General features: G+C 65.9%; 27 protein-coding genes. 20 read left to right on the top strand and 7 right to left on the bottom strand.

All coding sequences use genetic code 11. From position 1 onward, the window contains the following. Nucleotides 1-9: 9 nt before the first annotated feature. From OIN59_RS04755 to OIN59_RS04715, 9 genes are all read left to right on the top strand, one after another. Nucleotides 10-1,692, top strand: a complete 1,683-nt coding sequence (locus tag OIN59_RS04755) for an AMP-binding protein (RefSeq protein ID WP_274107621.1) — start codon at nucleotides 10-12, stop codon at nucleotides 1,690-1,692. Nucleotides 1,693-2,158: 466 nt separating this feature from the next. After that, a complete protein-coding gene (locus OIN59_RS04750; RefSeq protein WP_274107618.1) occupies nucleotides 2,159-3,112 on the top strand; it encodes a sugar ABC transporter substrate-binding protein in 954 nt (317 codons plus the stop codon). Between the two features lie 71 nt (nucleotides 3,113-3,183). After that, a complete protein-coding gene (locus OIN59_RS04745) occupies nucleotides 3,184-4,833 on the top strand; it encodes a sugar ABC transporter ATP-binding protein (protein WP_274107616.1) in 1,650 nt (549 codons plus the stop codon). After that, nucleotides 4,830-5,822 (top strand): ABC transporter permease, encoded by a 993-nt coding sequence (locus OIN59_RS04740; RefSeq protein ID WP_274107614.1) that lies wholly within the window; start codon nucleotides 4,830-4,832, stop codon nucleotides 5,820-5,822. Before OIN59_RS04745 ends, OIN59_RS04740 begins: the two co-directional genes overlap by 4 nt. Nucleotides 5,823-5,878: 56 nt before the next feature. Beyond that, complete coding sequence (locus tag OIN59_RS04735) at nucleotides 5,879-6,901, top strand: LacI family DNA-binding transcriptional regulator (RefSeq protein ID WP_274107612.1); 1,023 nt, start codon at nucleotides 5,879-5,881, stop codon at nucleotides 6,899-6,901. Continuing rightward, nucleotides 6,898-7,842, top strand: a complete 945-nt coding sequence (gene rbsK / locus OIN59_RS04730) for a ribokinase (protein WP_274107610.1) — start codon at nucleotides 6,898-6,900, stop codon at nucleotides 7,840-7,842. The genes OIN59_RS04735 and rbsK overlap by 4 nt, the downstream gene beginning before the upstream one ends. Then, the gene (gene rbsD / locus OIN59_RS04725) at nucleotides 7,839-8,228 is read left to right on the top strand and encodes a D-ribose pyranase (RefSeq protein WP_274107608.1); all 390 of its coding nucleotides are present in this window, start codon (nucleotides 7,839-7,841) and stop codon (nucleotides 8,226-8,228) included. Before rbsK ends, rbsD begins: the two co-directional genes overlap by 4 nt. A 223-nt stretch (nucleotides 8,229-8,451) precedes the next feature. After that, entirely contained in the window at nucleotides 8,452-10,614 is a 2,163-nt protein-coding gene (locus OIN59_RS04720; protein ID WP_274107606.1) for an NHL repeat-containing protein, read from the top strand. A gap of 158 nt (nucleotides 10,615-10,772) precedes the next feature. Continuing rightward, nucleotides 10,773-11,705, top strand: a complete 933-nt coding sequence (locus OIN59_RS04715) for an MBL fold metallo-hydrolase (protein ID WP_274107604.1) — start codon at nucleotides 10,773-10,775, stop codon at nucleotides 11,703-11,705. A 128-nt stretch (nucleotides 11,706-11,833) separates the two neighbouring features. Here the strand turns inward: OIN59_RS04715 and OIN59_RS04710 are convergent, their stop codons facing one another. Both OIN59_RS04710 and OIN59_RS04705 read right to left on the bottom strand, forming a co-directional pair. Next, the gene (locus OIN59_RS04710) at nucleotides 11,834-12,436 is read right to left on the bottom strand and encodes a DUF4124 domain-containing protein (RefSeq protein WP_274107602.1); all 603 of its coding nucleotides are present in this window, start codon (nucleotides 12,434-12,436) and stop codon (nucleotides 11,834-11,836) included. 115 nt (nucleotides 12,437-12,551) lie between these two features. Next, nucleotides 12,552-14,537: a lytic transglycosylase domain-containing protein gene (locus OIN59_RS04705; RefSeq protein WP_274107600.1), complete on the bottom strand. Its 1,986-nt coding sequence runs from the start codon at nucleotides 14,535-14,537 to the stop codon at nucleotides 12,552-12,554. Nucleotides 14,538-14,551: 14 nt separating this feature from the next. Here OIN59_RS04705 and OIN59_RS04700 point away from each other — a divergent pair, with 14 nt between their 5' ends. The 3 genes from OIN59_RS04700 to OIN59_RS04690 all read left to right on the top strand — a co-directional run bounded on the left by OIN59_RS04700 (nucleotide 14,552) and on the right by OIN59_RS04690 (nucleotide 16,263). Next, nucleotides 14,552-15,124 carry a 5-formyltetrahydrofolate cyclo-ligase gene (locus OIN59_RS04700; RefSeq protein ID WP_274107598.1) on the top strand — a complete coding sequence of 191 codons (573 nt, stop codon included), beginning with the start codon at nucleotides 14,552-14,554 and terminating at the stop codon, nucleotides 15,122-15,124. 129 nt (nucleotides 15,125-15,253) lie between these two features. After that, entirely contained in the window at nucleotides 15,254-15,946 is a 693-nt protein-coding gene (locus OIN59_RS04695) for a glutathione S-transferase family protein (protein WP_274107596.1), read from the top strand. Nucleotides 15,947-15,954: 8 nt separating this feature from the next. Then, the gene (locus OIN59_RS04690) at nucleotides 15,955-16,263 is read left to right on the top strand and encodes an NIPSNAP family protein (protein WP_108499396.1); all 309 of its coding nucleotides are present in this window, start codon (nucleotides 15,955-15,957) and stop codon (nucleotides 16,261-16,263) included. Nucleotides 16,264-16,305: 42 nt separating this feature from the next. Here the strand turns inward: OIN59_RS04690 and OIN59_RS04685 are convergent, their stop codons facing one another. Together OIN59_RS04685 and OIN59_RS04680 are read right to left on the bottom strand one after the other, a co-directional pair. Further along, nucleotides 16,306-16,767: a hypothetical protein gene (locus tag OIN59_RS04685; protein WP_274107593.1), complete on the bottom strand. Its 462-nt coding sequence runs from the start codon at nucleotides 16,765-16,767 to the stop codon at nucleotides 16,306-16,308. An 8-nt stretch (nucleotides 16,768-16,775) separates the two neighbouring features. Beyond that, on the bottom strand, nucleotides 16,776-17,231 hold the full coding sequence (locus tag OIN59_RS04680; RefSeq protein WP_274107591.1) for a hypothetical protein: 456 nt from the start codon (nucleotides 17,229-17,231) through the stop codon (nucleotides 16,776-16,778). Nucleotides 17,232-17,276: 45 nt separating this feature from the next. On the opposite strand from OIN59_RS04680, the gene OIN59_RS04675 reads away from it, so the two are divergent. Together OIN59_RS04675 and OIN59_RS04670 are read left to right on the top strand one after the other, a co-directional pair. Further along, the gene (locus tag OIN59_RS04675; RefSeq protein WP_274107589.1) at nucleotides 17,277-18,530 is read left to right on the top strand and encodes a multifunctional CCA addition/repair protein; all 1,254 of its coding nucleotides are present in this window, start codon (nucleotides 17,277-17,279) and stop codon (nucleotides 18,528-18,530) included. A gap of 131 nt (nucleotides 18,531-18,661) precedes the next feature. Continuing rightward, entirely contained in the window at nucleotides 18,662-19,120 is a 459-nt protein-coding gene (locus tag OIN59_RS04670; protein ID WP_274107587.1) for a GNAT family N-acetyltransferase, read from the top strand. Between the two features lie 22 nt (nucleotides 19,121-19,142). Here OIN59_RS04670 and OIN59_RS04665 read toward each other — a convergent pair whose 3' ends face one another. Together OIN59_RS04665 and OIN59_RS04660 are read right to left on the bottom strand one after the other, a co-directional pair. After that, nucleotides 19,143-19,784: a DUF1109 domain-containing protein gene (locus OIN59_RS04665; RefSeq protein WP_274107585.1), complete on the bottom strand. Its 642-nt coding sequence runs from the start codon at nucleotides 19,782-19,784 to the stop codon at nucleotides 19,143-19,145. A gap of 1 nt (nucleotide 19,785) precedes the next feature. Beyond that, a complete protein-coding gene (locus OIN59_RS04660) occupies nucleotides 19,786-20,415 on the bottom strand; it encodes a sigma-70 family RNA polymerase sigma factor (RefSeq protein ID WP_274107583.1) in 630 nt (209 codons plus the stop codon). Between the two features lie 212 nt (nucleotides 20,416-20,627). Here OIN59_RS04660 and OIN59_RS04655 point away from each other — a divergent pair, with 212 nt between their 5' ends. From OIN59_RS04655 to OIN59_RS04640, 4 genes are read left to right on the top strand one after another with little or no spacing between them, the layout of a single operon-like run. Next, on the top strand, nucleotides 20,628-20,915 hold the full coding sequence (locus OIN59_RS04655) for a BufA1 family periplasmic bufferin-type metallophore (RefSeq protein WP_274107581.1): 288 nt from the start codon (nucleotides 20,628-20,630) through the stop codon (nucleotides 20,913-20,915). A gap of 3 nt (nucleotides 20,916-20,918) precedes the next feature. After that, nucleotides 20,919-21,770: an MNIO family bufferin maturase gene (gene bufB, locus OIN59_RS04650; protein WP_274107579.1), complete on the top strand. Its 852-nt coding sequence runs from the start codon at nucleotides 20,919-20,921 to the stop codon at nucleotides 21,768-21,770. Next, on the top strand, nucleotides 21,761-22,531 hold the full coding sequence (locus OIN59_RS04645) for an HvfC/BufC N-terminal domain-containing protein (RefSeq protein ID WP_274107577.1): 771 nt from the start codon (nucleotides 21,761-21,763) through the stop codon (nucleotides 22,529-22,531). Before bufB ends, OIN59_RS04645 begins: the two co-directional genes overlap by 10 nt. Nucleotides 22,532-22,540: 9 nt before the next feature. After that, nucleotides 22,541-23,014, top strand: coding sequence for a DoxX family protein (locus OIN59_RS04640; RefSeq protein ID WP_274107575.1), 474 nt, complete (start codon nucleotides 22,541-22,543; stop codon nucleotides 23,012-23,014). A gap of 10 nt (nucleotides 23,015-23,024) precedes the next feature. Here OIN59_RS04640 and trxC read toward each other — a convergent pair whose 3' ends face one another. Further along, entirely contained in the window at nucleotides 23,025-23,462 is a 438-nt protein-coding gene (gene trxC / locus OIN59_RS04635; RefSeq protein WP_274107573.1) for a thioredoxin TrxC, read from the bottom strand. A gap of 188 nt (nucleotides 23,463-23,650) precedes the next feature. Between trxC and otsB the strand changes: the two genes are divergently transcribed. Next, the gene (gene otsB, locus OIN59_RS04630; RefSeq protein WP_274107571.1) at nucleotides 23,651-24,388 is read left to right on the top strand and encodes a trehalose-phosphatase; all 738 of its coding nucleotides are present in this window, start codon (nucleotides 23,651-23,653) and stop codon (nucleotides 24,386-24,388) included. After that, nucleotides 24,385-26,190, top strand: coding sequence for a glycoside hydrolase family 15 protein (locus tag OIN59_RS04625; protein WP_274107569.1), 1,806 nt, complete (start codon nucleotides 24,385-24,387; stop codon nucleotides 26,188-26,190). Before otsB ends, OIN59_RS04625 begins: the two co-directional genes overlap by 4 nt. The last annotated feature ends 2 nt before the right edge of the window (nucleotides 26,191-26,192 follow it).

Genomic DNA, 26,192 nt, shown 5'->3' with positions numbered 1-26,192 from the left:
AACAAGCGCATGGAAAAGATCTGGCTCAAGAGCTACCCCCCGGGCGTCCCACATGACGTGAAGCCCGAGCAATACCGCTCTGTGGCCCACCTGCTGGAAGAGTCGTTCCGCAAACACGCAAAGAGCCCGTTCTCGGTCTGCATGGACCAGTGGATGACCTATGGCGAGCTGGATCGCCGCTCCGCCGCGCTGGGCGCCTATCTGCAAAGCCTGGGGCTGGAGCCGGGTGCGCGCGTGGCCATCATGCTGCCCAACATCCCGCAGTTTGGCGTGACCATGGCTGCCGTGCTGCGCGCAGGCTACACCTGCGTCAACGTGAACCCGCTGTACACCGCCCGCGAGCTGGAGCACCAGCTCAAGGACTCGGGCGCCACGGCCATCGTGATCCTGGAGAACTTTGCCCACACGCTGGCCGATGTGATCGACCATACGGCCGTCAAGCATGTGGTGATGGCGTCCATGGGCGATCTGCTGGGCTTCTGGTTTGGCAAATGGATTACCTTTGCCGTGCGCCACCTGGCCAAGATGGTGCCCGCCTATGACTTGCCGCTGTCCAACGGCCGCAAGGTCGTTACGTTCAAGAAGGCGCTGTCGCTGGGCGAGCACAAGTCCCTGGCACCCAGCCAGGCCACGCTCGATTCGATTGCCTTCCTGCAATACACCGGCGGCACCACGGGCCTGTCCAAGGGCGCCGTGCTCACCCACCGCAACATCGTGGCCGCCACGCTGCAGGCCGAGGCGTGGTTCACGCCCGCGCTGTCCAAGGTGGGCGACCTCTCCAAGGCCAACAGCATTGCCGCGCTGCCGCTGTACCACATCTTCGCGCTCACGCTGTGCCTGCTGGCCATCCGCCAGGGCTCCAGCCTCACGCTGATCCCCAACCCGCGCGACATCCCCAAGTTCATTGCTGAGCTGAAAAAACGCCCCTTCCACATGCTGCCCGCCGTGAACACGCTGTTCAATGCACTGCTGCAAAACCCGCAGTTCAAGACGCTGGACTTCTCGCACCTGTGCGTGTCGCAGGCCGGGGGCATGGCGGCCAGCGAAGGCACAGCCAAGCAGTGGCAGAAGATGACCGGCAGCACCATGATTGAAGGCTGGGGCATGAGCGAGACCTGCGCCATCGGCACCAACAACCCGGTGATCAGCACCACGTTCAGCGGCAACATTGGCCTGCCACTGCCCAGCATCGACATCGCCATCAAGGACGACGAAGGCAACAGCCTGCCCCAGGGCGCGTCGGGCGAGATCTGCATCCGTGGCCCCAACGTGATGGTGGGTTACTACAACCAGCCCGAAGAAAACGCCAAGGCCTTCACGCCCGACGGCTTCATGCGCACGGGCGACATCGGCATCATGGACCCGCAGGGCTACACCCGCATCATCGACCGCAAGAAGGACATGATCCTGGTGAGCGGCTTCAACGTGTTCCCCAACGAGCTGGAGCAGGTCATCAGCCTGTGCCCTGGCGTGGTCGAATGCGCGGCCGTCGGTGTGCCCGATGAAAAACAAGGCGAGGCCATCAAGGTGTTCATCATCAAGAACGACCCGGCCCTGACCGAGGACGAAGTGGCCAACTACTGCCACCAGAACCTCACCGGCTACAAGCGCCCCAAGTACATCGAGTTCCGCGACGAGCTGCCCAAGAGCAATGTGGGCAAGATCCTGCGCAGGGAATTGCGCAAGGCCTGACGCAGTTCAAGGGGCAGCGCGCAAAGCGCCGCCCCCTGCCACCTCCCCCAGGGCGCTTCGGCGCCCTTTTTCTTGGGCGCAAACCATGCAAGCCCTCCGTCTGCACCGGGTACTCCAATGCCTGCATCTCCGGGTTTTTACTGACTAGCAAACGTTTGCGCAAACGTTTGCTTTCGTTATCATCCAGATCGCGACAAGGCACCGGGGCATCGGCGACCGCCTTTTTTTGGGGCGCTGCCGGGGATTTCCCTTCACGCTGTCGGTCGCCTTAGGGCGACGCTGAATAAGCATCCGCGATGCGGCGGGCCCTGGGTCGGGATGGGCTGCAAGGCGCAAACCACAGTGATAGCCGTAGCTATCGCGAGGATTTGCAACGCTGCAGACCGTCCTGAGCCAGGGATGCGCCGGGCGCGAGAGGCTTGTTCAGCGTTGCCTTTGTCCACATTCCAACCTGGAGACAACACCCATGCAGTTCACCCGCCGTTCCGTTCAGACCGCCGCCGCCCTCGCCGTTGTGGGCAGCCTGCTAGCCAGCCCCGCCTTCGCGCAGGACAAGCCCAAGATCGCGCTCATCATGAAGTCGCTGGCCAACGAGTTCTTCCGCACCATGGAAGACGGCGCCAAGGCGCACCAGAAGGCCCACGCCAAGGAATACACGCTGGTGGCCAACGGCATCAAGAACGAGACCGACACGGCCGCACAGATCAAGATGATCGAGCAGGCCATGGCGCAGAAGGTCAGCGCCATCGTGCTGGCCCCGGCCGACTCCAAGGCGCTGGTGCCCGTGGTCAAGTCCGCCATCGACAAGGGCATCCTGGTGGTCAACATCGACAACCAGCTCGATGCCGATGCGCTGAAGGAAAAGAACATCACCGTGCCCTTTGTGGGCCCTGACAACCGCGCAGGCGCCAAACTGGTGGGCGACCACCTGGCCAAGACGCTGAAGGCGGGCGACAAGGTGGGCATCATCGAAGGCGTGTCCACCACCTTCAATGCGCAGCAGCGCACGCTGGGCTACCAGGACGCCATGAAGGCCGCCAACATCACCGTGGTGGGCGTGCAGTCCGGCAACTGGGAGATCGAAAAGGGCAACACCGTGGCCGCGGGCATGATGCGCGAGCACCCTGACCTCGTCGCCCTGCTGGCCGGCAACGACAGCATGGCCCTGGGTGCCGTGGCCGCCGTGAAGGCCGCAGGCAAGACCGGCAAGGTGCAGGTAGTGGGCTATGACAACATTGGCGCCATCAAGCCCATGCTGGCCGATGGCCGGGTGCTTGCCACCGCCGACCAGTACGCCGCCAAGCAGGCCGTGTTCGGCATCGAACTGGCGCAGAAGGCGCTGGCTGCCAAGACACCGCAGAACCAGCTGCCCGCCACGGTGAAGACCGACGTGGTGCTGGTGACCAAGGACAGCAAGTAAGCCCGGGCGCGGAGAACAAAGCTCTTCTGGCGTTGTTCTCCGCGCCAAGATTGAAAACCGCACACACCGCCATGCCCAGCTCGTCACCCGACTCACCACGTACGCCCCTGCTCGCCATCCAGGCCGTGGGCAAGGACTACACCGCCACCGTGCTCGATGGCGTGAATGTGGAGCTGTTTGCGGGCGAGGTGCTGGCGTTGACCGGGGAGAACGGCGCGGGCAAGAGCACGCTGTCCAAGATCCTCTGCGGGCTGGAGCAGCCCACGCGCGGCGGCATGGCGCTGAGTGGGCAAGCCTACACTCCCACGTCACGCCGCGACGCCGAGCGCCAGGGCGTGCGCATGGTGATGCAGGAGCTGGGCCTGGTGCCCACGCTCACCGTGGCTGAGAATTTGTTGATGGGCCGCCTGCCGCACCGGCTGGGCTGGCTGCAGCGCGATGTGCTGCACGCCGCCGCACGCACGCAGCTGGCCAAGATCGGGCTCGACACCATCGACCCCGCCACACCGGTCTCGCAGCTGGGCATTGGCCAGCAGCAGATGGTGGAGATTGCGCGCAACCTGCAGGACGACACGCGCATCCTGGTGCTGGACGAGCCCACGGCCATGCTCACGCCGCGCGAGACCAACTACCTGTTCGAGCAGATCGCCCACCTCACCGCACGCGGCGTGGCCATCATCTACGTGTCGCACCGGTTGGAGGAACTGCGCCGCATTGCCGACCGCGTGGCCGTGCTGCGCGATGGCCGCCTGGTGGATGTGCGCCCCATGGCGGGCATGAGCGAAGACGACCTGGTGCAGCGCATGGTAGGCCGCGTGGTGAGCGACCTGGACCACCGCCCGCGCCGTCCTGTCGGCCCGGTGGTGATGAGCGCGGAAAACCTGGGCCGCGGCACCGCCGTGCAGGACGTGAGCCTGGAACTGCGCGCGGGCGAAATCTTTGGCATTGCCGGGCTGGTTGGGTCGGGTCGTACCGAGCTGGTCCGCCTGCTGTTCGGCGCCGACCGGGCAGACCGAGGCAGCGTGACCTTGCACCCAGAATTTGAACAAAAACAGACTCTAGCGCTTGATGAAAAAGCACCATCAGCTATACAAAATATAGCAAAACCCTCAACCACGGCGCGCACGATTCCCCGGGGTTTCGCGTCCCCGCTGCAGGCCATTGCCGCCGGTGTGGGCCTGGTCACCGAAGACCGCAAATCCCAGGGCCTGCTGCTGTCGCAGCCCATCCGCATCAACGCCACGCTGTCCGACCTGTCGGCCGTGTCGCGCGGCGGCTGGCTGCAGCGCGGTCTCGAAAGCCGCCTGGTGCAGGGATTCATCCGCACCCTGCGCGTGCGCTGCCACGGCCCGGAGCAACCTGTGGGCCAACTGTCAGGCGGCAACCAGCAAAAGGTGGTGTTCGCCCGCTGGCTGCACCGCCAGGGCCGCGTGCTGCTGCTCGACGAACCCACGCGCGGCGTGGACGTGGGCGCACGCGCCGAGCTGTATGGCGAGCTGGACCGCATGGCGGCCGAGGGCCGTGCGCTGCTCATGGTGTCTTCCGACCTGCGCGAACTCATGGCCATGGCCGACCGCATCGGCGTGATGAGCGCGGGCCGCCTGGTCGCCGTGTTCGAGCGCGGCGAGTGGTCCGAGCAATCGCTGCTGGCGGCCGCGTTCTCAGAGCCCGGAGGGCGCACCAGCACAACCTCTTCAACTTCTTCTCCTGCGACCGCATGAACGCCCCCACCGCATCTGCCGCGCCCGCTGCGGCGCCTTCCTCCGCCTCGGTCTGGCGCAGCCAGCTCGGCACCTACCTGGGCCTGCTGGCCGTGCTGGCGGGCATGGTGGCGCTGTTTTCGTCGCTGTCCGAATACTTCTGGAGCGCCGAGACCTTCATCACCATCGCCAACGAAATCCCGGCCCTGGCTGTGATGGCGGTGGGCATGACCTTTGTGCTCATCATTGCGGGCATCGATTTGTCGGTGGGCTCGGTGATGGCGCTGGCCGCCGCCACCTCGGCCGCCGCCATCCTGCAGTGGGGCTGGACAGTGCCCGCCGCCGCCGCGCTGGCACTGGCCACCGGCCTGGTGTGCGGCACCATCACGGGCGCCATCTCGGTGGCCTGGCGGCTGCCCTCGTTCATCGTGTCGCTGGGCATGCTCGAAGCCGTGCGCGGCAGCGCGTATGTGGTCACTGACTCGCGCACGCAGTACGTGGGCGATGCGATCTCTTGGCTGTCGGCGCCGTTTTTCGGCGGCATCTCGTTCGCCTTTCTGCTGGCGGTGCTGCTGGTGGTGGTGGCGCAGCTGGTGCTGTCGCGCACCGTGTTTGGACGCTGCGTGGTGGGCATCGGCACCAACGAAGAAGCCATGCGCCTCGCAGGTGTGGACCCACGCCCCATCCGCGTCATCGTGTTTGCCATGACCGGCCTGCTCGCGGGTCTGGCGGGCCTGATGCAGTCGGCCCGGCTCGAAGCCGCCGACCCCAACGCGGGCACCGGCATGGAGCTGCAGGTGATTGCCGCCGTGGTGATCGGTGGCACCAGCCTCATGGGCGGGCGCGGCTCGGTGGTCAACACCGCGTTTGGTGTGCTCATCATCGCGGTGCTGGAGGCGGGCCTGGCCCAGGTGGGCGCCAGCGAGCCCAGCAAGCGCATCATCACGGGTTTTGTGATCGTGGCGGCCGTCATTGTGGACACGCTGCGCCAGCGCCGCGCCAAGGTCTGAAAGACTGACCCCGCATCCAGCCGCCCCACCACCAACGACCTCATTTTTCTTTTTGCATGGCTACTATCAAGGACGTTGCGCGCCACGCCGAGGTGTCGGTCACCACGGTGTCGCACGTGGTCAACGGCACACGCCGCGTGAGCCCCGAGGGGCGCGAACGTGTCGAGGCCGCCATCCGCGCCCTGGGCTATGTGCCCAGCGCCATTGCGCGCAGCCTCAAGAGCAACAACACGCGCACGCTGGGCATGCTGATCCCCAACAGCTCCAACCCCTACTTTGCCGAGATCGTGCACAGCGTGGAAGACCGCTGCTTTGGCGCGGGCTACAACGTCATCCTGTGCAACACCAACGACGAGGCGCACCGCCAGGGCACCTACCTGCAGGTACTGGCCGAGCGGCGCATCGACGGGCTCATCGTGGTCTCCACCGGGCACGACGCCACGCTGGCCACGCAGCTCGCGGGCCTGTCCATCCCCACCGTGCTGGTGGACCGCGAAATCGAGATCGCCGAACAACAGCCCTGCGACCTGGTGGAAACCGCCCACATGCAAGGCGGCCTGCTGGCCACGCGCCACCTGCTGTCGCTTGGCCACCGGCGCATTGCCTGCATTGGCGGCCCGGCAGGCATTGCCCCCAGCGAGCAGCGCATTGCGGGCTGGCGCACCGCGCTGGCCGACGCGGGCTGCGGCACGGGCGAGGGCCTGCTGTGGCATGGCAACTTCACCAGCCAGGGCGGCTACGAAGCCATGCACGCGGTGCTGCGCAACCGCGAGTTACCCACCGCCGTCTTTGTGTGTAACGACCTCATGGCCATGGGCGCACTGTGCGCCGCGCATGAGCGCGACCTGCGCGTACCCGAGGCCCTGTCCGTCGTCGGCTTTGACGACATCGAGCTGGCGGCTTTTACCAGCCCACCGCTGACCACCGTGGCCCAGCCCAAGCAGCGCATCGGTGCGCTGGCGGTGGACATGCTGCTGGAGCGCATCGACGGCAAACGCCAGGACGCGCGCAAGGTGATGCTGCAGCCCGAGCTGCGCGTGCGCGCCTCCACGGCCCATGCGCCCGGAGGTGCTGCATGAGCAACTCCCACACGCCCCGCATCGCTGTCGTCGGCAGCCTGAACATGGACCTGGTGCTACAGGTCCAACACGCACCCGGCCCCGGAGAAACCATGCTGGCCGACGCCCTGCACCTGGTGCCCGGCGGCAAGGGCGGCAACCAGGCCGTGGCCTGCGCGCGCCAGGGCGCCCAGGTGGCCTTGTTTGGCCGCGTGGGCGATGACGGCTACGGCCACACCCTGCGCGCTGGGCTCGACGCCGATGGCATCGACCACAGCGGCGTGCAGACCGACACCGAAACCACCACCGGCGTGGCCGCCATCACCGTGGAAGCCACGGGGCAGAACCGCATCGTGGTGGTGCCCGGCGCCAATGGCCGGTTTGTGCTCGATACGGCCGCGCTGGGCACCGCACTGCAAGGCGCAGGCGGTCTGGTGCTGCAGTTCGAAAGCCCCCTGCCCCAGGTACTGGCCGCCGCCGAGATGGCCCATGCGGCGAGTTGCCCGGTGGTGCTCAACCCCTCGCCCATCCAGCCGCTGCCCGATGCGCTGTGGCCGCTGGTGCACACGCTGGTGGTGAACGAAGTAGAAGCCGCCGCCTTGGCAGGCCAGAGCGTCGCCACACCCGCCGACGCCGCGCAGGCGGCACAAGCCCTGCGTGCCAAGGGCCCCGCCCAGGTCGTAGTGACCCTGGGCGCTGCAGGCGCCGTTGCGGCCGACGCCGCAGGCTGCCGCTACCACCCCGGCCTGGTCGTGTTGGCCGTGGACACCACGGCTGCGGGCGACACCTTTTTGGGCGCGCTGGCCGTCGCGCTGGCACGCGGCGAGCCGCTCGATGCCGCCGTGCACGATGGCATCCGTGCGTCCGCGCTGTGCGTCACCCAGCCCGGTGCCCAGCCTTCCATCCCCACCCGCGCCGCCGTGGCGCAAAGCCCCCAACCGCCCGCCTGGAGCCCCCTGTGAAACGCACCGCCCTGCTGCACGCCGAACTCTCCCACGCCATCGCCACGCTGGGCCACGGCGACATGCTGGTGATTGGCGATGTGGGCCTGCCCATCCCCCCCGGCCCGCGCCGCATCGACCTGGCCCTCACACCGGGCATCCCGGCCGTGGCCGATGTGCTGCGGGTGGTGCTGGAAGAAATGCAGATCGAGAAAGCCATGATCGCCACCGAAGCCGTAGAGCGCAACGGTGGCCAACTGCCCACATGGTGCCAGCTTCCGGTGGAGCCTCGCACCGTATCGCACGATGAGTTCAAACGCCTGACCCAGCAGGCCCGCGTGATGGTGCGCACGGGCGAGTGCACGCCATATGCCAACGTGATCCTGGTGGCGGGCGTGACGTTCTGATGCCCTCTGTCAGCCCCTGGCTGTGACAAGCGATCAGTCCAGAAGATCCGCGCAGCGACTTTGTCGCGGCCCACAACCCTCTTAGAACCATAAAGCGCCAGATCCGACTTGCAACGAATTGAAACGCCGACCGTGTCTCTTTGGGTGCTTACGCATAATCATTTCCCATGCAAAAGCACCACATTGGTGCAAATTGCTTACACCACATCGGGAGATTCCGTTCATGACAACTTTGCAGCAGCAGCGCCTGCCCACTCGTGCGTGGCTGACCGTTCTTTTGGGCGCGTCTGTTCTGGTCACCTCGTGCGGCAGCGGGAGCGATCCTGAGACGGCGGTGACTCCACCCGCTGCCAAGGCTTTGCTCAGCTTGCTCGCCGGGGCCACCAGCGGTTCTGGCTATCTAGATGGCCCCGCTGCTGACGCACTTTTTGCCAGTGCGCCTGCACTGGCGCTCTCCTCCACGGGCGACTTACTGCTGGCCGACACGGACAACCACGCCATCCGCAAGTTGACGGCCTCCGGCATGGTCAGCACGGTGGCTGGCGGCAAAAGCCCCGAACCATCCCCGTCCATACAGGGGCAATACGCTGATGGACCGGGTACTACAGCCCGCTTCTACTATCCATCGGCGATCGTGTCGGACGCTGCAGGCAATACCTACGTAGCAGATACCGCCAACCACCTGGTGCGCAAGATCGACAACACAGGCGCAGTCACCACCTTCGCGGGCAAAGCCGGGGTGTGTGGCAACACAGACGGTGCGCCACAGGACTCGACAGTCTGCGCCCCCCGGGGGCTGAAGCTAGACAGCGCCGGAAACCTCTATGTCGGCCAAAGCTCCTACACCTATCCGAAAATTCGCAAAATCACACCCGCGGGTCTGACGAGTACGCTGGACGCTGCATTGCCGATACCGGAACGCTCCAGCTTCGTCGTGGATGCCTCCGGCACCATCTACGTCACGGATGACAGTTCCATCAAAAAATATGCCCCGACTGGCGAACTGACCCACGTCTCCGGCGACAAAGACATCCAAGGAACAACCGATGGTGATGCAACAACGGCCCGGTTCGGCATCCTCCAGGACCTGGCAATCGATGCTGCCAACGAGCTCTACGCGCTGGATGGACTCCGCTCCGCCACCATTCGCCACATCGCCAAGAACGGGACAGCGTCCACAGTAGCTACCACGGCTCCTGAGGCGCTGGGCGGCACCAGCCTGGTGATTGATCGCAGCGGCAACTTCATTGCCAGCCTCTCCAACGGCCTATCCACGTGGGTCCAGAAGTATCAGCGCGACGGCACCCGCACCATCCTTGCCGGTAAGCCGACGCAACCAGATCTCGAAGGCCCCCCGCCCGATGGACCCGGCGTGGATGCACGATTCAGGGCACCTCTGGCCCTGGCATTGGCAAAGTCCGGCTCTTTGTATGTGAGTGACTACGACAAATCGAGGATGCGCATCGTCAACCCGGATGGCACCACGAGGACCCGCGCGCTTCAGTGGCCCGCAGGCACTGAAGGCCCTTCCTGGCGGGCCATGGCCGTGGACGGACAAGACAACATCTACGTTGCGTCGACGGCCAGCATGCGGGACTCGCCCCATCTCATTTACCGGTTCACCCCCGCAGGCCAGGGCACTGTATTGGCAGATGTGTCCACATGGATCGCCCCCTTTGTCTCGGGCGGTCGGACCTACAGTTACTTTGCAGGCATCAATGGGATTGCGGCCGACGACGCAGGCAACGTGTACGCAAATGGCGTCAATGGCGTTATCCTCAAGATCACTGCAGCGGGCTCGGTCAGCGTGCTGGCCGGCAGTCCCGGCACTCTGGGCCATGTAGATGGGCCGGGCAGCACCGCACGCTTTGCCATCCTGGGGAACATGACCCTGGATCAGGCAGGTAACCTGTACGTGGTGGATGGACTCAACGACGCGTTCACCGGCATTGGCCCAACCATCCGGAAGATCACCCCCGCAGGCATGGTGAGCACCATCGCCGGTCGAGCCGATCTGCCTGCGGGCCTGGTGGATGGCCCCGCCGGTAGTGCACGCTTTGCTGTGGCCAGTTACAGCACCTATACGGCCGGCGGGGTCTACCTGGGCCAGGACTTCGGCTCCAGCCATGGTGAGAATGGCGCAACGGCCAGTCTTGCCGTGGACTCCAAGGGCCATTTGTACCTCACCGACCCCGTCAATAGCGTGATCCGCAAGATCTCCGCAGAGGGCCAGGTGACGACCTTGGCGGGCCAAGCAGGGCAAAGAGGATTCGTGGGCGGAGATCTCCCAGGAGTGATCCACACGCCTGTGGGCGTCGCGGTGCGCGACTCGAAGCTGTACTTCACCACGCGCAATGCGGTATCACAGGTGAGCCTGCCGCAGTAGCGACGCGCTGCCAGTTACCGCCACCCGGCCGCAGCAGCCATCGCAGGCCGGGCTGCGGGTTTTGGAGGACTTCGGGCAGGCACGACCTGCGGTACGCTGGGCAGCAGCCCACGGCGCAGCGTTGATGCACGCCACCGAAGCCCTGAATTCACGCCCCCATGCCCACCACAGCGCCCCACGATCTCCTGCCCCCTGAAATCACCGTTCTCGAACGCGGCTGGCTCTCGGCCAATAACATCCTCTTCATCGGCCAGCACGACACCGCCATCGTGGACACCGGCTATTGCAGCCATGCCGAGCAAACCGTGGAACTGGTGCGCGACGCCCTTGCAGGCCGCAGGCTGGACCGCCTGCTCAACACCCATCTGCACAGCGACCACTGCGGTGGCAACGCAGCACTGCAAAAAGCCTGGCCAGGCGTGCTCACGGCCATCCCGCCCGGACAGGCGGACCATGTACGCCAGTGGGACGCCTACGCGCTGAGCTACACCCCCACGGGGCAGGAATGCCCGCCCTTTCGGGCCGACACGCTGCTGGTGCCAGGCTCATGCGTGCTGCTGGGCGACAAGCCCTGGCAGGTGCATGCCGCGCCGGGGCACGACCCGCATTCGGTGGTGTTGTTCGAGCCCCAAGGCCGCGTGCTGATCTCGGCCGACGCGCTGTGGGAAAACGGCTTTGGCGTGGTGTTCCCCGAGCTGGAGGGCGACGATGCCTTCGCCCATGTGGCCGCCACGCTGGATGTGATTGAGCAGCTGGCGCCGCAGGTCGTGATTCCGGGCCACGGGCCGGTGTTTGCCGATGCACCCCGCGCCATCGACGGCGCACGCCGCCGCCTGGACGGTTTTGTGCGCAACCCCGGCAAGCACGCGCTGTATGCGGCCAAGGTGCTGCTCAAGTACAAGTTGCTGGAATGGCAGCAGATCAGCATCCCCGACCTCACGGCTTGGGCACAGGCCACGCCGTATTTCGGCATGCTGCGCGAGCGGCACTTTGCGGCGCAGACCGAGGCTGAATGGCTGCAGAGCCTAGCGGATGAGCTGGTGCGCTCGGGCGCCGCAGCGCGCCAGGGCGAGGTGTTGCACAACGTGTGAGGCCTTGGTGACGCCTGGCGCTCCTGCCGGTCCATACCACGTACTATTGACGAGGCGCTGCGGATTGCAGCAAAAGGGGCAGCCCAGGCACAACGCGCAACGCGCCTGAACGGGTCAGGGCAATCCCATCAATGTTTGTATTGCTTGTCGCAGCCCGTCACGTGGTTCTTGCTGCTGGACATGCACTGGTAGAACGACTTCTTGTTGCCCGAGGCGCCCTGGCAGTCCGACACGCTGTACTTGCCCTTGGCCTCGCGGATTTTGGGGGCGGCGGAATCAAACGCTGTCTGCGTCATGTAGCCATCCCGCACGTTCTTCTGGCCCACCTCCAGCATCAGGTCGGCCTGGTAGTGGATGTTGTCCACGGCCACGGTGCAGTTCAGGGGCGCCTGCTTGCTGTCCACGGTGCCCAACGACTTCTTGAGCCCTTCGCCAAACTCCTCCACGTCCTTGGAGACCTTTTTGGTGCCGTCCGGGTTGTACTGCTGGGCCGCCTTGGCGCTGGCGCCCTTGCTGCCGGATGAGGCGCTGCCACTGCCACCACTGGAGCCACTGGTGCCGTTATTGCTCTGCAGCTTCAGCGGCTCGGCGTCCTGCTTGGCGGGCGGGGGCTGCGAGCCGTAGTGGGTCTTGCCATCGGCATCCACCCACTTGTACACGGGTTGCGCCTGGGCACCCGCACCCCACAGCACCATTGCGGCCACGCAGGCCATCCACGCCAGTTTGTTCATCCCACCCCTTCCTTTTATGCGAAAACACGATGAAGCGCATATTGGGCATGCGCTTTCAGCTCCTCTATTGATAGCAAACCTACCAACCTCCAAGTGGCAGAGCTGCGAGCAGGTGTCACGGCAAATCTTTGTTCACCTCGGGCAGCGCCGCGTCGCGCGGGCCGATGGTGCCCAGGCGGCCCTTGAGCGACTGGGGCAGGCCGGTGAGCATGGCCGCGTAGTTGGTGGTGTTGGACAGCACCTTTTTCACATAGTCGCGCGTCTCGGCAAAAGGCACGTTCTCGGCCCAGATGGCGGCGTCCAGCACCGGGCCGTTGCGCCAGCTGCGTGGGCGGCCCGGGCCCGCGTTGTAGGCCGCTGCGGCCATGGGCATGGAGCCCGCAAAGTCGTCCAGCGCCAGCTTGAGGTAGGCCGTGCCGATGGTGATGTTGGTGTCGCGGTCGGTGATCTGGTCGGGCGTGAAGTTGGTCAGGCCGATTTTCTTGGCCGTCCAGCGGGCCGTGGCGGGCATCACCTGCATGAGGCCCGAGGCACCCACATGCGAGCGGGCATCCATCACAAAGCGGCTTTCCTGGCGGATCAGGCCGTACACATAGGCCGGGTCAATACCAATGCCCTGGGCTCGCTCCACCACGGTGTTGCGAAACGGCATGGGGAATCGTTGGCTGACCTCGATCACACCCTTGGTGCGTTCGCTGGTGTTGATGCAGCGGTCCCACACCTCGCGCTGGCACGCGAAGTCGGCTGCGGCCAGCAGCTCGCGGTCTGGCATGCCGCCGCTCTGGTGCAGGTTGGTGGTGTAGTTCCATTCACGCACACCTTCACTGCGCAGGCCCAGCAAGATGGCGTACAGCGCGCGGTTCAGGCCCGGGTTGGCGCGGGCGGCAGCTTTTTCTTCGGCCGTGAGGGGGGCAGGTGATGGCGGCACGGTGATGCGCTGGCCGAGCTCCTCCAGCGCCAGTTGTTCATAAAACCCCCGCGTACCGGCAATGCCTTCGAGCAGTTGGCGCGCCTCGGCGCGGTCAGCGTCGCCGGGCTTGCCCGCCAGCAGCGCACGCGCCTTCCAGTACACCCAGGTGCTGTCCTGGCGGGCTTCGGGGCCCATGGCGTCCACGGCCTTGGCCACCGTCTTCCACTGGCCTGCGCGCAGGGCCGCGCGCACCTTCCAGCCCAGCAGGTCGTCGTTGAGGTCGCTGTCCTTGGTGACGTTGCCAAAGTAGCCCACGGCATCGCTGGACAGCTTTTGCGCGGCCGCCTTGCCGATCACGCCCCAGGCCCAGTTGCGCTCCTCGGGCGACAGGTGCACGCTCCACTTGCTGTCGAGCTGGCGGGCGGCGCCGTCGGGGTCGCTGCCCGCCAGTTTGACCAGGGCCAGCACGATCAGCTCCTGGCGCACCTTGCCGCGTGCGGTGACGCGGCCCAGCAGGTATTTGCTGGGGGTGTCGAGCGACTCCTTGAGCTGGGGCAGCGCATCGGGCGCCACAATTTCGACCGCATTGCGCGTCACGCGAGGCCGATTGGCCTCCACCCCGAGCCGCGCCTTGCGCCAGATGTCGAGGGCCGAGAGCTTCTTGGCGCTGTACAGCTCGCCCGCAGCGTGGGTACAGCCGTCGTCGGCATCGCGGATGGCGTACCAGTTGCTGCGCACATCGTCTGACACCGTCGCCGGTGCCGTGCCCTTGATGTGGTCGATCAGCAAGGCGTAGCAGCGCACCTCGCGGTCGTCCGACATGCGGTAGCTGGGGTGTTGTTCGGCAAACTGGCTCCAGTCGCGCCGCTGGCCCAGCAACAGCAGCCAGTCGTTGCGCAGGCGGTCTTCCTGGTAAGTTCCGGCGTAGCGCTGCATGAAGGCCTGAATCTCCTGCGGCGAGGCCTCGCCCAGGCGCACGCGCAGCTCCCAGTAGGCGGCCCAGGGCTCCAGCGCATGGCCGCGTGCGGCGGGCTGCAACTGCGCGAGCTTGTTGCGGTCACCCTTGCGGAAGGCCTGTTGCATCTCCAGCAGGGTATCGTCACCACGGTTTTGCGCCATGACAAGGGGCGCGGCGGCGGCCAGCAGGGTGGCGGCCACAAGGGGTGTCAGAATCGCTCTGAGAAATTGCATGGGGGAATTATCTGATGGACAAAGCAGCCCTTCGGCGCGCATTGATAGAAGAACGCCTCAATCTGCCCGACCGCCTACAGCGGGCCGACCTGTTACAGCAGGTGATGCGCATCTGGCTGGTCAACCGGCCCGATACGGTGATCGGCGCCTACTGGCCCATCAAGGGCGAGTTTGACCCCCTGCCTGCCCTGCACCGCTGGAAGGAAGACGGCGAACTGCTGGACGAGCCCCTGCGCCGCCGCATCGGCCTGCCGGTGGTCAACAAGCAGCACAAAACGCTCACCTTCCACGCCTGGTACCCCGGTTGCCCCATGGAAGAAGACGCCTACGGCATCCCCAAGCCCAAGGACACCGAAGTCATCGTGCCCACGCTGCTGTTTGTGCCCTGCGTGGGCTACGCACCCGGCGGCTACCGGCTGGGTTATGGCGGCGGCTTTTACGACCGCACGCTGGCCACGCTGCAGCCCAGGCCGTTCACCGTGGGCCTGGGCTTCACCAACGGCTACCTGGACGACTTCGAGCCCGAGGAGTTCGACCTGCCACTCGACGCCATCCTGAACGACAACGGCGTGGTCTGGCCGGTCTGATCGCACTGCCAGGTCTGCACGATGGTCTGTGATGCCTGCCGCGCATCATTCAGGCCGGTTTTTGGCATCGCTGGCGCGCCCGGCAGCCGCTAGCATGGCGGGCTGGCCTCTTCATTTCAGGTACCCACCATGCTCAAGCTCTACATCGGTAACAAGAACTACTCGTCCTGGTCCATGCGCCCCTGGGTGCTGCTCAAACAGGCGGGCATCGTATTTGAAGAAGTGCGCGTGCGCTTCGACAGCTTTGATGCCGACTCGGAGTTCAAGCGCGCGATTGGCGCCGTGAACCCCACGGGCAAAGTGCCCGTGCTGGTGGATGGCGACCTGGTGGTGTGGGACACCCTGGCCATTGCCGAATACGTGGCCGAAACCCATCCCGACAAAAAGCTCTGGCCCACCGACACCAAGGCCCGCGCACGCGCCCGCAGCATCTGTGCCGAGATGCACAGCGGCTTCACCGCCCTGCGCGGCAACTGCCCTATGAACATTGAGGCCCACCTGGCCGACACCGGTGCCCTGATCTGGCGCGACAAGCCTGGTGTGCGCGCCGATGTGCAGCGCCTGGTGGAGATGTGGAGCGCGTTGCTGGAAGAACATGGCGGCCCGATGCTGTTTGGCGAGTTCACCGTGGCCGACGCCTACTTTGCCCCCGTGTGCATGCGCCTGCACACATACGCCCTGCCCCTGCCACCGCACATCGCCGCCTATGTGCAGCGCGTGCGCGAGTTGCCCGGCGTGAAAGCCTGGATCGACGAGGCCCTGGCCGAAAAGGACTTTCTGGACTTCGAAGAGCCCTACCGCCTGCGCCATACCGAAGGCTGAGCACCACCATGGCCGTCACCATCTACCTGCGCTATGTACTCAACACCAGCAAGCTGAAAGAGTTTGAGCACTACGGAAAACTGTGGATTCCGCTGGTCGAGAAATTCGGCGGCCAACACCACGGCTACTTCATGCCCAGCGAGGGCGCCAATAACATCGCGCTGGCGCTGTTCACGTTCGAGAGCCTCGCCGCCTACGAGCGCTACCGCGAGGCGTCGATGCAGGATGCGGACTGCCAAGCGGCTTTCCGCTATGCCGAAGAGACGGGGTGCATCGTGAGCTACGAGCGGAGTTTTTTCCGCCCCGTTTTCAAGTGAGCGTTCAGGGCCAATCGATCGGGAGCCCAGCGCGCGCCCCGGCTATTCGCGCTGGATCAGCTTCCCCTCTTTGTCGTACTCGTTAGCCCAGCCAATGTGTATCGCTATCTGGCCCAACCCCACCAGCGCAACAATGGCCGCCATCACCAACACAAATGCCCGGCCGCTGTAAATGTCATCGTAGGGGTGAATGACTCTTTCCTTGTCAGCGATTTGGAGAACGCGCGCGCCATCGTGCCACACGGTGAGCTGCGCTTGACGCGCCTCCATTCGAACCAAGTGTTCTATAGGGCATCCCCCCGATTTGTGTCCACGCGAGCAGGACACCTGCGCGCCCGACGCTGTCCTAAAGACGGCCTCGCGCGCCATCGGCCCCGGGTGCTTTACTTCGACAGTGGCACTCTCCACCGTCAGTGTTTCAAGCGGGGGAGCGTACGGCCATAGAGCCATTCCCGTCAGCAAAGCCGCAAAGGCAAAAGTAAACACCGTCACACGTTTTTTCATCGCCCGCTCTACCTAAACTGCTTGCGCAAGAACGCCTTGTGCCGCGCGATGTGCGCCAACTGCGCAGGGGCGATAGAACCGCCCAGGTCTTCGTCCTCGGTGTTGAGCACCTGGTTGGCGTAGGCCATGGCGCGGGCCACCACCTCTTCATCGCTCACGCCCTGTGTGGCCGCCAGGTCCATTGCCACGCGGCGCATGGCGCGCTGCGACAGCATCCACATCGCGCCGAAGGAATCCCACGCGGCCGCCACCTCTTTGAACTTGTCGTGCTCGGCCAGGATGTCATTGAGCGGCTTGGCCAGGATCTCCTGCAGGTCGTCTACCTTGGCCTTCAGAGCCTCGAACTGCGCCTCGCGCTGCAGGGCCTCGGCGGCAGCATTGGCGGCGGCGTCAGGTGCCTGGGGCACGGGCACGCTGCCGTCGGGGTTGAGCTGGGCGATGGTGAGGTCAGACGATAGAGACATGGTGGGCTGGACTATACGGCGCAGAGCAAGTTCTAAACTCGCACCATGCAAATCTACATGGTGGGCGGCGCCGTCCGCGACAAGCTGCTGGGCCGGCCGGTGAATGACCACGACTGGGTGGTGGTGGGCGCGACGCCCGAGCAGATGCTGGCGCAGGGCTACCTGCCCGTGGGGCGCGACTTCCCCGTCTTTTTGCACCCCGAAACGCGCGAGGAATACGCGCTGGCGCGCACCGAGCGCAAGAGCGGGCGAGGCTACCGGGGCTTTGTGGTGCAAAGCTCGCCCGACGTGACGTTGGAAGAAGACCTGTCGCGCCGCGACCTTACTATCAATGCAATAGCTACCAGCGCTTATGGAATAAGCGCTGGAGGCATATTTGACCCATATTCTGGCGCCCAAGACATCGAGAACCGCGTGCTGCGCCACGTGACGGACGCGTTCCGTGAAGACCCGGTGCGCATCCTGCGCGTGGCGCGGTTTGCGGCACGCTTCACCGACTTCACGGTGGCGCCCGAGACCATGCAGCTGATGCGCGAGATGGTGGCGCATGGCGAGGTGGACCACCTGGTGGCCGAGCGCGTGTGGCAAGAGCTGGCGCGCGGGCTGATGGAAGAACAACCCTCGCGCATGTTCGAGGTGCTGCGCGAGTGTGGCGCGCTCCAGGTGCTGCTGCCCGAGGTGGCGCGCCTGTGGGGGGTGCCCCAGCGCGCCGACTACCACCCCGAGGTGGACACGGGCGTGCACCTGATGATGGTGCTGGACATGGCCGCGCGGCTGCAGGCACCGCTGACGGTGCGCTTTGCCTGCCTGGTGCACGACCTGGGCAAGGGCACCACAGCCGCCGATGTGCTGCCACGCCACATTGGGCATGAGGAGCGCAGTGCCGAGCTGCTGAAAGACGTGGCCGAACGCCTGCGCGTGCCCGTGGACTGCCGCGAGACGGCTGACGTGGTGGCACGCGAACACGGGCACATCCACCGCAGCACCGACCTGTCTGCCGGTGCCTTGGTGCGCCTGCTGGAGCGCTGCGACGCCATCCGCAAGCCCGAGCGTTTTGCCGACATTCTGCTGGCCTGCGAATGCGATGCGCGCGGACGGCTGGGGTTTGAAGCGTCGGCCTACCCGCAGCGCCCTCGCCTGATGGCGGTGCTGGCCGCCGTGCAGTCGGTGGTCACGCGTGATATCGCTGCACAGGCAGCGGCCAAAGGGGTGAGCGGCCCGCAGGTGGGTGCGCTGATCCACCAGGCGCGGGTCGAGGCCGTGGCGCAGTGGCTGCAAGCCCACGGCGACGTTGCCTGACCCCTCGAACAGCGTCCCAAGACGCGGCAGAACACTTCCTACAATCCGCGTCCGCTCGCAGCCCATCCGGGGGATCCGTTTACCAAAAAACTGGGCGCTTGTTCACGCCCTCCTATCATCCCAACGCCTTCATGACCGCTGTGCACATCCGCCCCACCACCGCGACCGACGCCGACACCATCGCGCCGCTGTTTGATGCCTACCGGCAGTTCTACGAACAGGCGCCAGACCTGGCCGGAGCGCGGGCCTTCATTGCCCAACGGCTGGAGCGTGAAGAGTCGGTGATCCTGCTGGCGCTGGATGCGTCGCAGACAGCAGTGGGCTTTTGCCAGCTCTACCCCACGTTCTGCTCGGTGGAGGCAGCCCCCATCTACACGCTGTACGACCTGTTCGTGGCTCCCACGGCACGCAAGACAGGCGCTGGGCGCAGCTTGTTGCAGGCGGCAGAAGCCACGGCCCGCGCCCATGGCAAGGTGCGCATGGACCTGACCACGGCACACACCAACACCACGGCGCAAGCGCTCTACGAATCGCTGGGCTGGACGTTGGACACGGTTTTTCGCGCCTACAACAAGCGGGTAGCGGCCTGAGCGGAGCCGCCAAAGCCCGCAACTACCAGCGCAACAGGCGCGGCCCCAGCACAGCCCCCAGCGCGGTCGGGATGGCCATGCCCGCCACGTACCACACCGCCAGAAACGGTGTGGCCATTTCGGGGCAATGCAGGGCGTACACCAAAGCACCCAGCGCGCCCGCCAGCAACCCGGCACCCGCACCCGCCCACGCCAGGCGCGTGGGGGCAGCGCCCTTGAGCGCCCAAAACCCCGCGACGAACGCGGGCACCGACAGTGCCGCGATATTGAGCGGGCAGGTGCGCCAGGTGCTGCCCAGGATGAGCGGCACGCGCTCTGCCGCAGGCACCTGCGACAACGTCCACAAGGCCATGGCCCACAACACCAGCGGCGGCACCGCCAGCCACAGGGCTGTGTGGCCCAGCGCCATGCCCGGGCGGGCCATGCGGCGCAGCAGCGCCAAGCCTGCGGCTGCCAGGGCAGCGGCAAACACCAGCTTGCCCCAGAACATGGGCAGCGCCACGGTCGCCAGCAGATCAGGGCGCAGGCCGAACAGGGTCAGCATCAGCACGCCAGCACCCGCAATGCCCACTGCGCTCGCGATAGCAAACCGTTGCTCAATGGCGGCGGGCTGCACTGGCTGGTCATCGGTGGCCAGCAGGTGGATCAATTCATCGGTTTTCATGTCATTCCTCCTGGGACTTGCGCAAATCACGATGCAACGATGAACCGCCCGCTGTACCCAGCGATTTGCTTGAGCCCTGTTTTGCGTAAGTCATGTCCCTGATCCTGGCGGCCAGGGCCTTCAGCCCCCGGTGCACGCCAACTTTGACGGCCGACTCCGACAGCCCCGTGAGCCGCGCCGTCTCGACCACCGACAAACCTTCCAGCTTCACGTACTCAATCGGCAGTCGCTGCTTGTCGGGCAGCGTGCGCAGCAGTTGCCCCAGGTCCCGCCGGGCTTCGGCTGCCTCGCTGTCGCTGCTGGCAAACAACTCGTCGGCATCGTCCAACGGGTCGTTGCGCGCCTCCTTCACGGCGTGTGAGCGCAGCCAGTCGATGAGCTTGTAGCGCGCAATCGCGTGCGCCCAGGCCGTCACTGGCATCTCGGGCCGGTAGGTGTGGCGCTGGTTGTGCACGGCCAGCAGCGTCTCCTGCACCAGGTCTTCCACCTCATCGGGCCGCTGCGCGAGGCGGCGGCGCAGGAAGGCACGCAGGTGCGCGCTCAGCTCCTTCAAAAAGCGCTGGTAGGCGGCTGCATCGGCATCCAGCCCCTGCAGCAGCAAGCCGCGCAGGCGCTCTTCCACTATCTCCATGGTGTCTCCCTACAGGCAATTCGTATGCCGGGGCCAATGGGTTACAGGCAACACAAAAATATTTTTGCCATGTCGCCACGATTTTTTTACACAGCGCTGTAACCCGCTCGCTGCGCAGCGCGAATTACAACGCAGATCGGGCAATTCAACGCGGCCTCTGCGCAGCACCCCGGTCGGATTCAACCCTTACCCAACCTTCGGAGAACCGTACCATGATCACTCGCTCCCTCAGCCTCGGCGCCCTCGCCCTCGTTGCCCTGACCTCTGGCGCCGCCATGGCCCAGACCGCCCCCATGGACGGCGCCAAGCCCGCCATGGAGAAGTGCTACGGAGTTTCGATGGCCGGCAAGAACGACTGCGCCGCTGGCCCCGGCACCACCTGCGCGGGCACGTCCAAGATGGACCACCAGGGCAACGCCTGGAAGTACGTACCCGCAGGCACCTGCACCACCATCAAGACCCCCAAGGGCATGGGCTCGCTGGCCCCCATCAAGGCCTGAGCCATGACACGGTCACCTCTCACCGCAGGCCTCGGCCTCAAGCCCCAGCACTATGACGAGGCGCTGCATTGCTCGGCCTCCGGCCTGTGGTGGGAGGTGCACCCCGAGAACTACCTGGCCGATGGCGGTCCGCGCCTGGCCTGGCTGGAAGCCATCCGCGCGCGCCACCCCGTGGCGCTGCACGGCGTCTCGCTGTCACTCGCGGCCGATGCACCACCCGACGCGGCCCATCTGGCGCGCCTGGCAGCCCTTGCAAGGCGGGTGGAGCCCGCCATCATTTCGGAGCACCTGGCCTGGTCCACCTGGCGCGGGCAGTACCTGCCCGACCTGCTGCCGTTTCCGCGCACGCACGCGGCGCTGCAGCGCATTGCGGACAACATTGCCCGCACACAAGACGCACTGCAACGCCCCATCGCCATCGAGAACCCCACGCACTACCTGCACATCGACGGCCATGACTGGGCCGAAACCGACTTCCTGGCCGAACTGGTGCAGCGCACCGGTTGTGCCCTGCTGCTGGACGTGAACAACGTGTACGTCAGTGCCAACAACCTGGGCTTTGACGCGCAGACCTACCTCAACGCCTTTCCCCTGCACGCCGTGGCCGAAATCCACCTGGCGGGGCACCATGCCGACCCAGTGCATGGCAATGCACTGCTCATCGATAGCCACGATGCGCCCATCGCCCCGGCGGTGTGGGCGCTGTACGCGCAGGTGATTGCGCGCACCGGCCCCGTGCCCACCCTGATCGAGCGCGATGACCACCTGCCCGCCTTCAGCGAACTGCTGGCCGAGCGGGAACTGGCCCACAGCACGCTGGCCTCGGCGCCCCCCCAGGAGGCCACATGCAGTTGACTGCATTCCAGGACGGATTCTCCGCCACGCTGCTCGGCCATGCGGTGCAAGCGCCGTGGCTGTCTGCGCTGGAGTCTCAACCAGGATTTGCCGTGTACCGCAACACCGTGCTCAAGGGTTGTGTCGATGCGCTGCAGGCCAACTACCGCACCGTGTGCCAGTTGGTGGGCGAAGACTGGTTCCGCGCTGCCGCTGCGGTGTATGCCCGCGCTCAGCCGCCCGGTGATGGGCTGCTGATGGACTATGGCGCGGGGTTTGCCGATTTTCTGGCCGGGTTTGCACCCGCGGCTGAGCTGCCTTACCTGCCCGCCGTGGCACGTCTGGACCGCGGCTGGACCGAATGCCATCTGGCGGCAGACGCCACCACCGTCGGCCGGGACTGGCTCGCACGGCAGACACCCGATGCCTTGCCCCTGGTGCAACTGCGCCCCCACCCTGCCGCCCGCTGGGCCTGGTGCGACGAGCATCCTGCCTACGCCCTGTGGCAGAGCCACCGCGACGGCCTGGCCCTGTCCATGTCACTGGACTCGCTGGACTGGTCGGGCGATGGCGCCTTGCTCACCCGGCCCCACGCGCAAGTGACATGGCGACCGCTGTCGCGCGCCGGGGTTGCATTTTTGGACGCCTGCGCCCAAGGCCAGGCGCTGGAGGCCGCCGCCACCAGCGCCCTGGATGTCGACCCTGCCACCGACTTTGCGGCCCTGATGGGCACCCTGCTCGACGCAGGCGCCCTGGCCCCCACCGATTCACACACAGGCTGAGGAGCCGCCATGACGACCACCACCCACATCCCCACAGCCCCCGCGAAGGCCCCACGCGTGCTGCTGGCCCGCCTGGCCGACGCTGCCATCTGGCTCACCCCGCACAGCCTGCTGGCCCTGGTCAACCGCATCGCCTTGGCAGGTATCTTTTGGCTGTCGGCACGCACCAAGGTGGAGGGCTGGTTCACCGTGTCCGACAGCGCCTATGCGCTGTTCCGCGAGGAGTACAAGCTGCCCTTGCTACCACCCGAGCTGGCCGCACAAATGGCCACTGTGGCTGAGCATGTGTTCCCCATGCTGCTGGTGCTGGGCCTGTTCACGCGCCTGTCCGCGCTGGCCTTGTTGGGCATGACGCTGGTCATCCAGGTGTTTGTGTACCCCGACGCCTGGCCCACGCACCTGTCGTGGGGTGGGCTGATGCTCTACCTGGTGGGGCGTGGCGCGGGCAACATGTCGCTGGACCGCGTTCTGCAAATCCGCTGATTCTTTCGCGTCAACCTGCAGCCGTCTGCACCCAGCGCACGATGTCCGCAGCGCCCAGCGCACCCGAGATGCGCGCCACCTCGCGCCCCTGCTGGAACAGGATCATGGTCGGAATGCTGCGGATGGCATAACGCGCCGCGATGGCCTGGTGGTCTTCGGTGTTGAGCTTGGCCAGGCGCACGCGCGGCTCCAGCTCGCGGGCGGCCTGCGCAAAGGCCGGGGCCATCTGGCGGCACGGCCCGCACCAGGGGGCCCAAAAGTCCACCAACACGGGGATGTGACTGCGCGCCACATGCTTGTCAAAGCTGGTGGCATCCAGCTCCAGCGGGGCTCCTGCAAAAAGGCGCTGATGGCACTTGCCGCAGTCGGGCGCGCTGCCCAGTTGGGCGGCCTGCACGCGGTTGGTGGTGTGGCAGTGGGGGCAGACGATGTGCAGGGCTTCGGTCATGGCGTGGCTACGGCTTGGTGCAAACAGGATACAGAACACATTGCGACGCAGGCCCCACGTTTCAAGGGCGCACCTGGCACGCTTGGGTTGCCAAAGTTGCAACAGGTCGCAGACCTTGCGCGCATTTACCCGCCTTGTATCACCCTTGTGTCCAGGTCAGTTTTGCAGCGTCTGCTATGGTTTCGCGGATGCAGCTGCTCCCCACACTGACAACTGCCCATGCGCTTTTTCTGGATTTCGACGGCACGCTCACCGAACTAGCGCCGCGCCCCGAGGCGGTGCGCGTTGCATTGGGGCTGGTCCCCACGCTGTCAGCGCTGCACACCCGCCTGGGCGGCGCGCTAGCCATCGTGACCGGGAGGCCCGAGGCCGACATCGACGGTTTTCTGGCACCGCTGCGCCTGCCGCTGGCCAGCGAGCATGGGGCGCAATACCGACTGAGCGGCGCCTCCGTCCCCGCCACGTCCCGACCCGCCCTGGAGCCCGTCTTGCGGGCCGCACAGGACCTTGCAGCCCGCCATCCCGGCCTGCTGGTAGAGACCAAGCGCGTGAGCCTGGCCCTGCACTACCGCCTTGCCCCTCAGCTGGAGTCCTTGTGCAGCGAAACGCTGACGCACGCCATGCGCCATGTGGAGGGCGTGGAACTGCTGCGCGGCAAATGCGTCTTTGAAGTGAAGCCCCGTGGCATTCACAAGGGCCAGGCGATTGCCGACTTCATGACCCAGGCCCCTTTTGCAGGGCGCACACCCGTCTTCATCGGCGATGACGTCACCGACGAGGCCGGCTTTGCCGCCGTGCAGGCGCTCGGCGGCTGGGGCATCAAGGTGGGCGAAGGGCCGACCATGGCACAACACCGCTGCATGACATCTGCCGCGCTGCGCGGCTGGCTGTCTTCTGCACGCACGACCCTGGAGCGCGAACGATGAACACTGCAGCCAACGCCCCCCAAGCGGGCTCGCTCAACCTCGGGATGATCGGCAACTGCGCGATCAGCGCGCTGATCGACAACCACGCCCGCATGGTGTGGTGCTGCCTGCCCCGTTTTGATGGCGACCCGGTGTTCAACGCCCTGCTCCAGCCCGGTGACGAAGGCAGCCACTTCGCGATCGAACTGGAAGACCTGGCCTCGGCCCACCAGTGGTACGAGCCGAACACCGCGATCCTGCGCACGCAGCTGTTTGACAAGGCCGGCCACGGCATCGAAATCACCGACTTTGCGCCGCGCTTTTACAGCCGCTCGCGCTACTTTCGGCCGATGACGCTGGTGCGCCGAGTGCGTCCCATCCAGGGCGCGCCGCGCATTCGTGTGGCGCTCAAGGTGCGCTACGACTGGGGCCAGACCGCACCCGAGATCACACGCGGCAGCAACCACATCCGCTACGTGGGCGAGAGCATGACGCTGCGCCTGTCCACCGATGCACCGGTCTCGCACGTGTTGTCAGGCCAGCCGTTTGTGCTCACGCGCGAACACAACTTTCTGCTGGGGGCGGACGAGACGCTGGTGGAGGGCATTGCTGACACGGCACGCCTGTTTGAGCAGGAGACGACCTCCTACTGGCGCAGCTGGACCCGCGCCCTGGCCATACCGCTGGAGTGGCAAGAAGCCGTGATCCGCGCGGCCATCACGCTCAAGCTGTCGCTGTACGAGGACACCGGCGCCATCGTGGCCGCCATGACCACCAGCATCCCCGAATCCGCCCACAGCGGCCGCAACTGGGACTACCGCTACTGCTGGCTGCGCGACGCATTTTTTGTGGTGCGCGCGCTCAACAGCATCTCCGAAGTCGGCACCATGGAGGACTACCTGCGCTGGCTGAGCAACGTGGTGGTCGAAGGCGGCGACGGCCACATCCAGCCGTTGTATGGCATCGGGCTGGAGAAAGACCTGCCCGAGAGTTTTGTGCCGCAGCTGGCGGGCTACCGGGGCATGGGCCCCGTGCGTGTGGGCAACCAGGCGGCCGAGCATTTTCAGCACGATGTGTACGGCAACATCGTGCTGGGCGCTGCCCAGGCCTTTCACGACCACCGCCTGCTCCACCGTGCGGGCCTGGCCGAGTTCACGCGGCTGGAACAGGTGGGCGACAACGCGGTGCGCGTGTATGGCCAGCCCGACGCGGGCATGTGGGAGCTGCGCACGCGCGCCCGGGTGCACACCTCGTCCGCGCTGATGAGCTGGGCAGCCTGCGACCGGCTGGCCAAGATCGCCGCCACCCTGCAACTGGCCGACCGCGCCAGCCACTGGCAGCAGCATGCCGACCGCATGCGCGCCGAGATTCTCGACAAATCCTGGTGCGAAGCGCGCCAGGCCTTTGCCGAAAGTTTTGGCGGTCATGAACTCGACGCCAGCGTGTTGCTGATGGCCGAGGTGGGCCTCATCGACCCCAAAGACCCACGCTTCGTGAGCACCGTGGAGGCCATGGAAAAAAGCCTGTGCGACGGCCCCTACATGCGCCGCTACGAGGCGGCCGACGATTTCGGCAAGCCCGAGACAGCTTTCAACATCTGCACCTTCTGGCGCATCGACGCGCTGACGCGCATCGGCCGCAAGGCCGAGGCGCGCGCCATCTTCGAGACCATGCTGGCCGCCCGCAACCCGCTGGGCCTGCTGTCCGAAGACACGCACCCCGAGACCCGCGAGATGTGGGGCAACTTCCCACAGACCTATTCGATGGTGGGCGTGATCAACGCCGCCGTACGCCTGTCGGCGCCCTGGGACAGCGTGATTTAAGG

This window comes from Acidovorax benzenivorans, from assembly GCF_028680575.1.
Lineage (GTDB): Bacteria > Pseudomonadota > Gammaproteobacteria > Burkholderiales > Burkholderiaceae_C > Acidovorax > Acidovorax benzenivorans.
The sequence above is the reverse complement of the archived record's forward strand: the minus strand, read 5'-3'. Positions and strand labels throughout refer to the sequence as shown.

Coding starts and splice junctions, on each gene's coding strand:
- OIN59_RS04755 (WP_274107621.1), top strand. CDS start 10: ATGGAAAAGATCTGGCTCAAGAGCTACCCCCCGGGCGTCCCACATGAC.
- OIN59_RS04750 (WP_274107618.1), top strand. CDS start 2,159: ATGCAGTTCACCCGCCGTTCCGTTCAGACCGCCGCCGCCCTCGCCGTT.
- OIN59_RS04745 (WP_274107616.1), top strand. CDS start 3,184: ATGCCCAGCTCGTCACCCGACTCACCACGTACGCCCCTGCTCGCCATC.
- OIN59_RS04740 (WP_274107614.1), top strand. CDS start 4,830: ATGAACGCCCCCACCGCATCTGCCGCGCCCGCTGCGGCGCCTTCCTCC.
- OIN59_RS04735 (WP_274107612.1), top strand. CDS start 5,879: ATGGCTACTATCAAGGACGTTGCGCGCCACGCCGAGGTGTCGGTCACC.
- rbsK (WP_274107610.1), top strand. CDS start 6,898: ATGAGCAACTCCCACACGCCCCGCATCGCTGTCGTCGGCAGCCTGAAC.
- OIN59_RS04720 (WP_274107606.1), top strand. CDS start 8,452: ATGACAACTTTGCAGCAGCAGCGCCTGCCCACTCGTGCGTGGCTGACC.
- OIN59_RS04715 (WP_274107604.1), top strand. CDS start 10,773: ATGCCCACCACAGCGCCCCACGATCTCCTGCCCCCTGAAATCACCGTT.
- OIN59_RS04710 (WP_274107602.1), bottom strand. CDS start 12,436: ATGAACAAACTGGCGTGGATGGCCTGCGTGGCCGCAATGGTGCTGTGG.
- OIN59_RS04705 (WP_274107600.1), bottom strand. CDS start 14,537: ATGCAATTTCTCAGAGCGATTCTGACACCCCTTGTGGCCGCCACCCTG.
- OIN59_RS04700 (WP_274107598.1), top strand. CDS start 14,552: ATGGACAAAGCAGCCCTTCGGCGCGCATTGATAGAAGAACGCCTCAAT.
- OIN59_RS04695 (WP_274107596.1), top strand. CDS start 15,254: ATGCTCAAGCTCTACATCGGTAACAAGAACTACTCGTCCTGGTCCATG.
- OIN59_RS04690 (WP_108499396.1), top strand. CDS start 15,955: ATGGCCGTCACCATCTACCTGCGCTATGTACTCAACACCAGCAAGCTG.
- OIN59_RS04685 (WP_274107593.1), bottom strand. CDS start 16,767: ATGAAAAAACGTGTGACGGTGTTTACTTTTGCCTTTGCGGCTTTGCTG.
- OIN59_RS04680 (WP_274107591.1), bottom strand. CDS start 17,231: ATGTCTCTATCGTCTGACCTCACCATCGCCCAGCTCAACCCCGACGGC.
- OIN59_RS04675 (WP_274107589.1), top strand. CDS start 17,277: ATGCAAATCTACATGGTGGGCGGCGCCGTCCGCGACAAGCTGCTGGGC.
- OIN59_RS04670 (WP_274107587.1), top strand. CDS start 18,662: ATGACCGCTGTGCACATCCGCCCCACCACCGCGACCGACGCCGACACC.
- OIN59_RS04665 (WP_274107585.1), bottom strand. CDS start 19,784: ATGAAAACCGATGAATTGATCCACCTGCTGGCCACCGATGACCAGCCA.
- OIN59_RS04660 (WP_274107583.1), bottom strand. CDS start 20,415: ATGGAGATAGTGGAAGAGCGCCTGCGCGGCTTGCTGCTGCAGGGGCTG.
- OIN59_RS04655 (WP_274107581.1), top strand. CDS start 20,628: ATGATCACTCGCTCCCTCAGCCTCGGCGCCCTCGCCCTCGTTGCCCTG.
- bufB (WP_274107579.1), top strand. CDS start 20,919: ATGACACGGTCACCTCTCACCGCAGGCCTCGGCCTCAAGCCCCAGCAC.
- OIN59_RS04645 (WP_274107577.1), top strand. CDS start 21,761: ATGCAGTTGACTGCATTCCAGGACGGATTCTCCGCCACGCTGCTCGGC.
- OIN59_RS04640 (WP_274107575.1), top strand. CDS start 22,541: ATGACGACCACCACCCACATCCCCACAGCCCCCGCGAAGGCCCCACGC.
- trxC (WP_274107573.1), bottom strand. CDS start 23,462: ATGACCGAAGCCCTGCACATCGTCTGCCCCCACTGCCACACCACCAAC.
- otsB (WP_274107571.1), top strand. CDS start 23,651: ATGCAGCTGCTCCCCACACTGACAACTGCCCATGCGCTTTTTCTGGAT.
- OIN59_RS04625 (WP_274107569.1), top strand. CDS start 24,385: ATGAACACTGCAGCCAACGCCCCCCAAGCGGGCTCGCTCAACCTCGGG.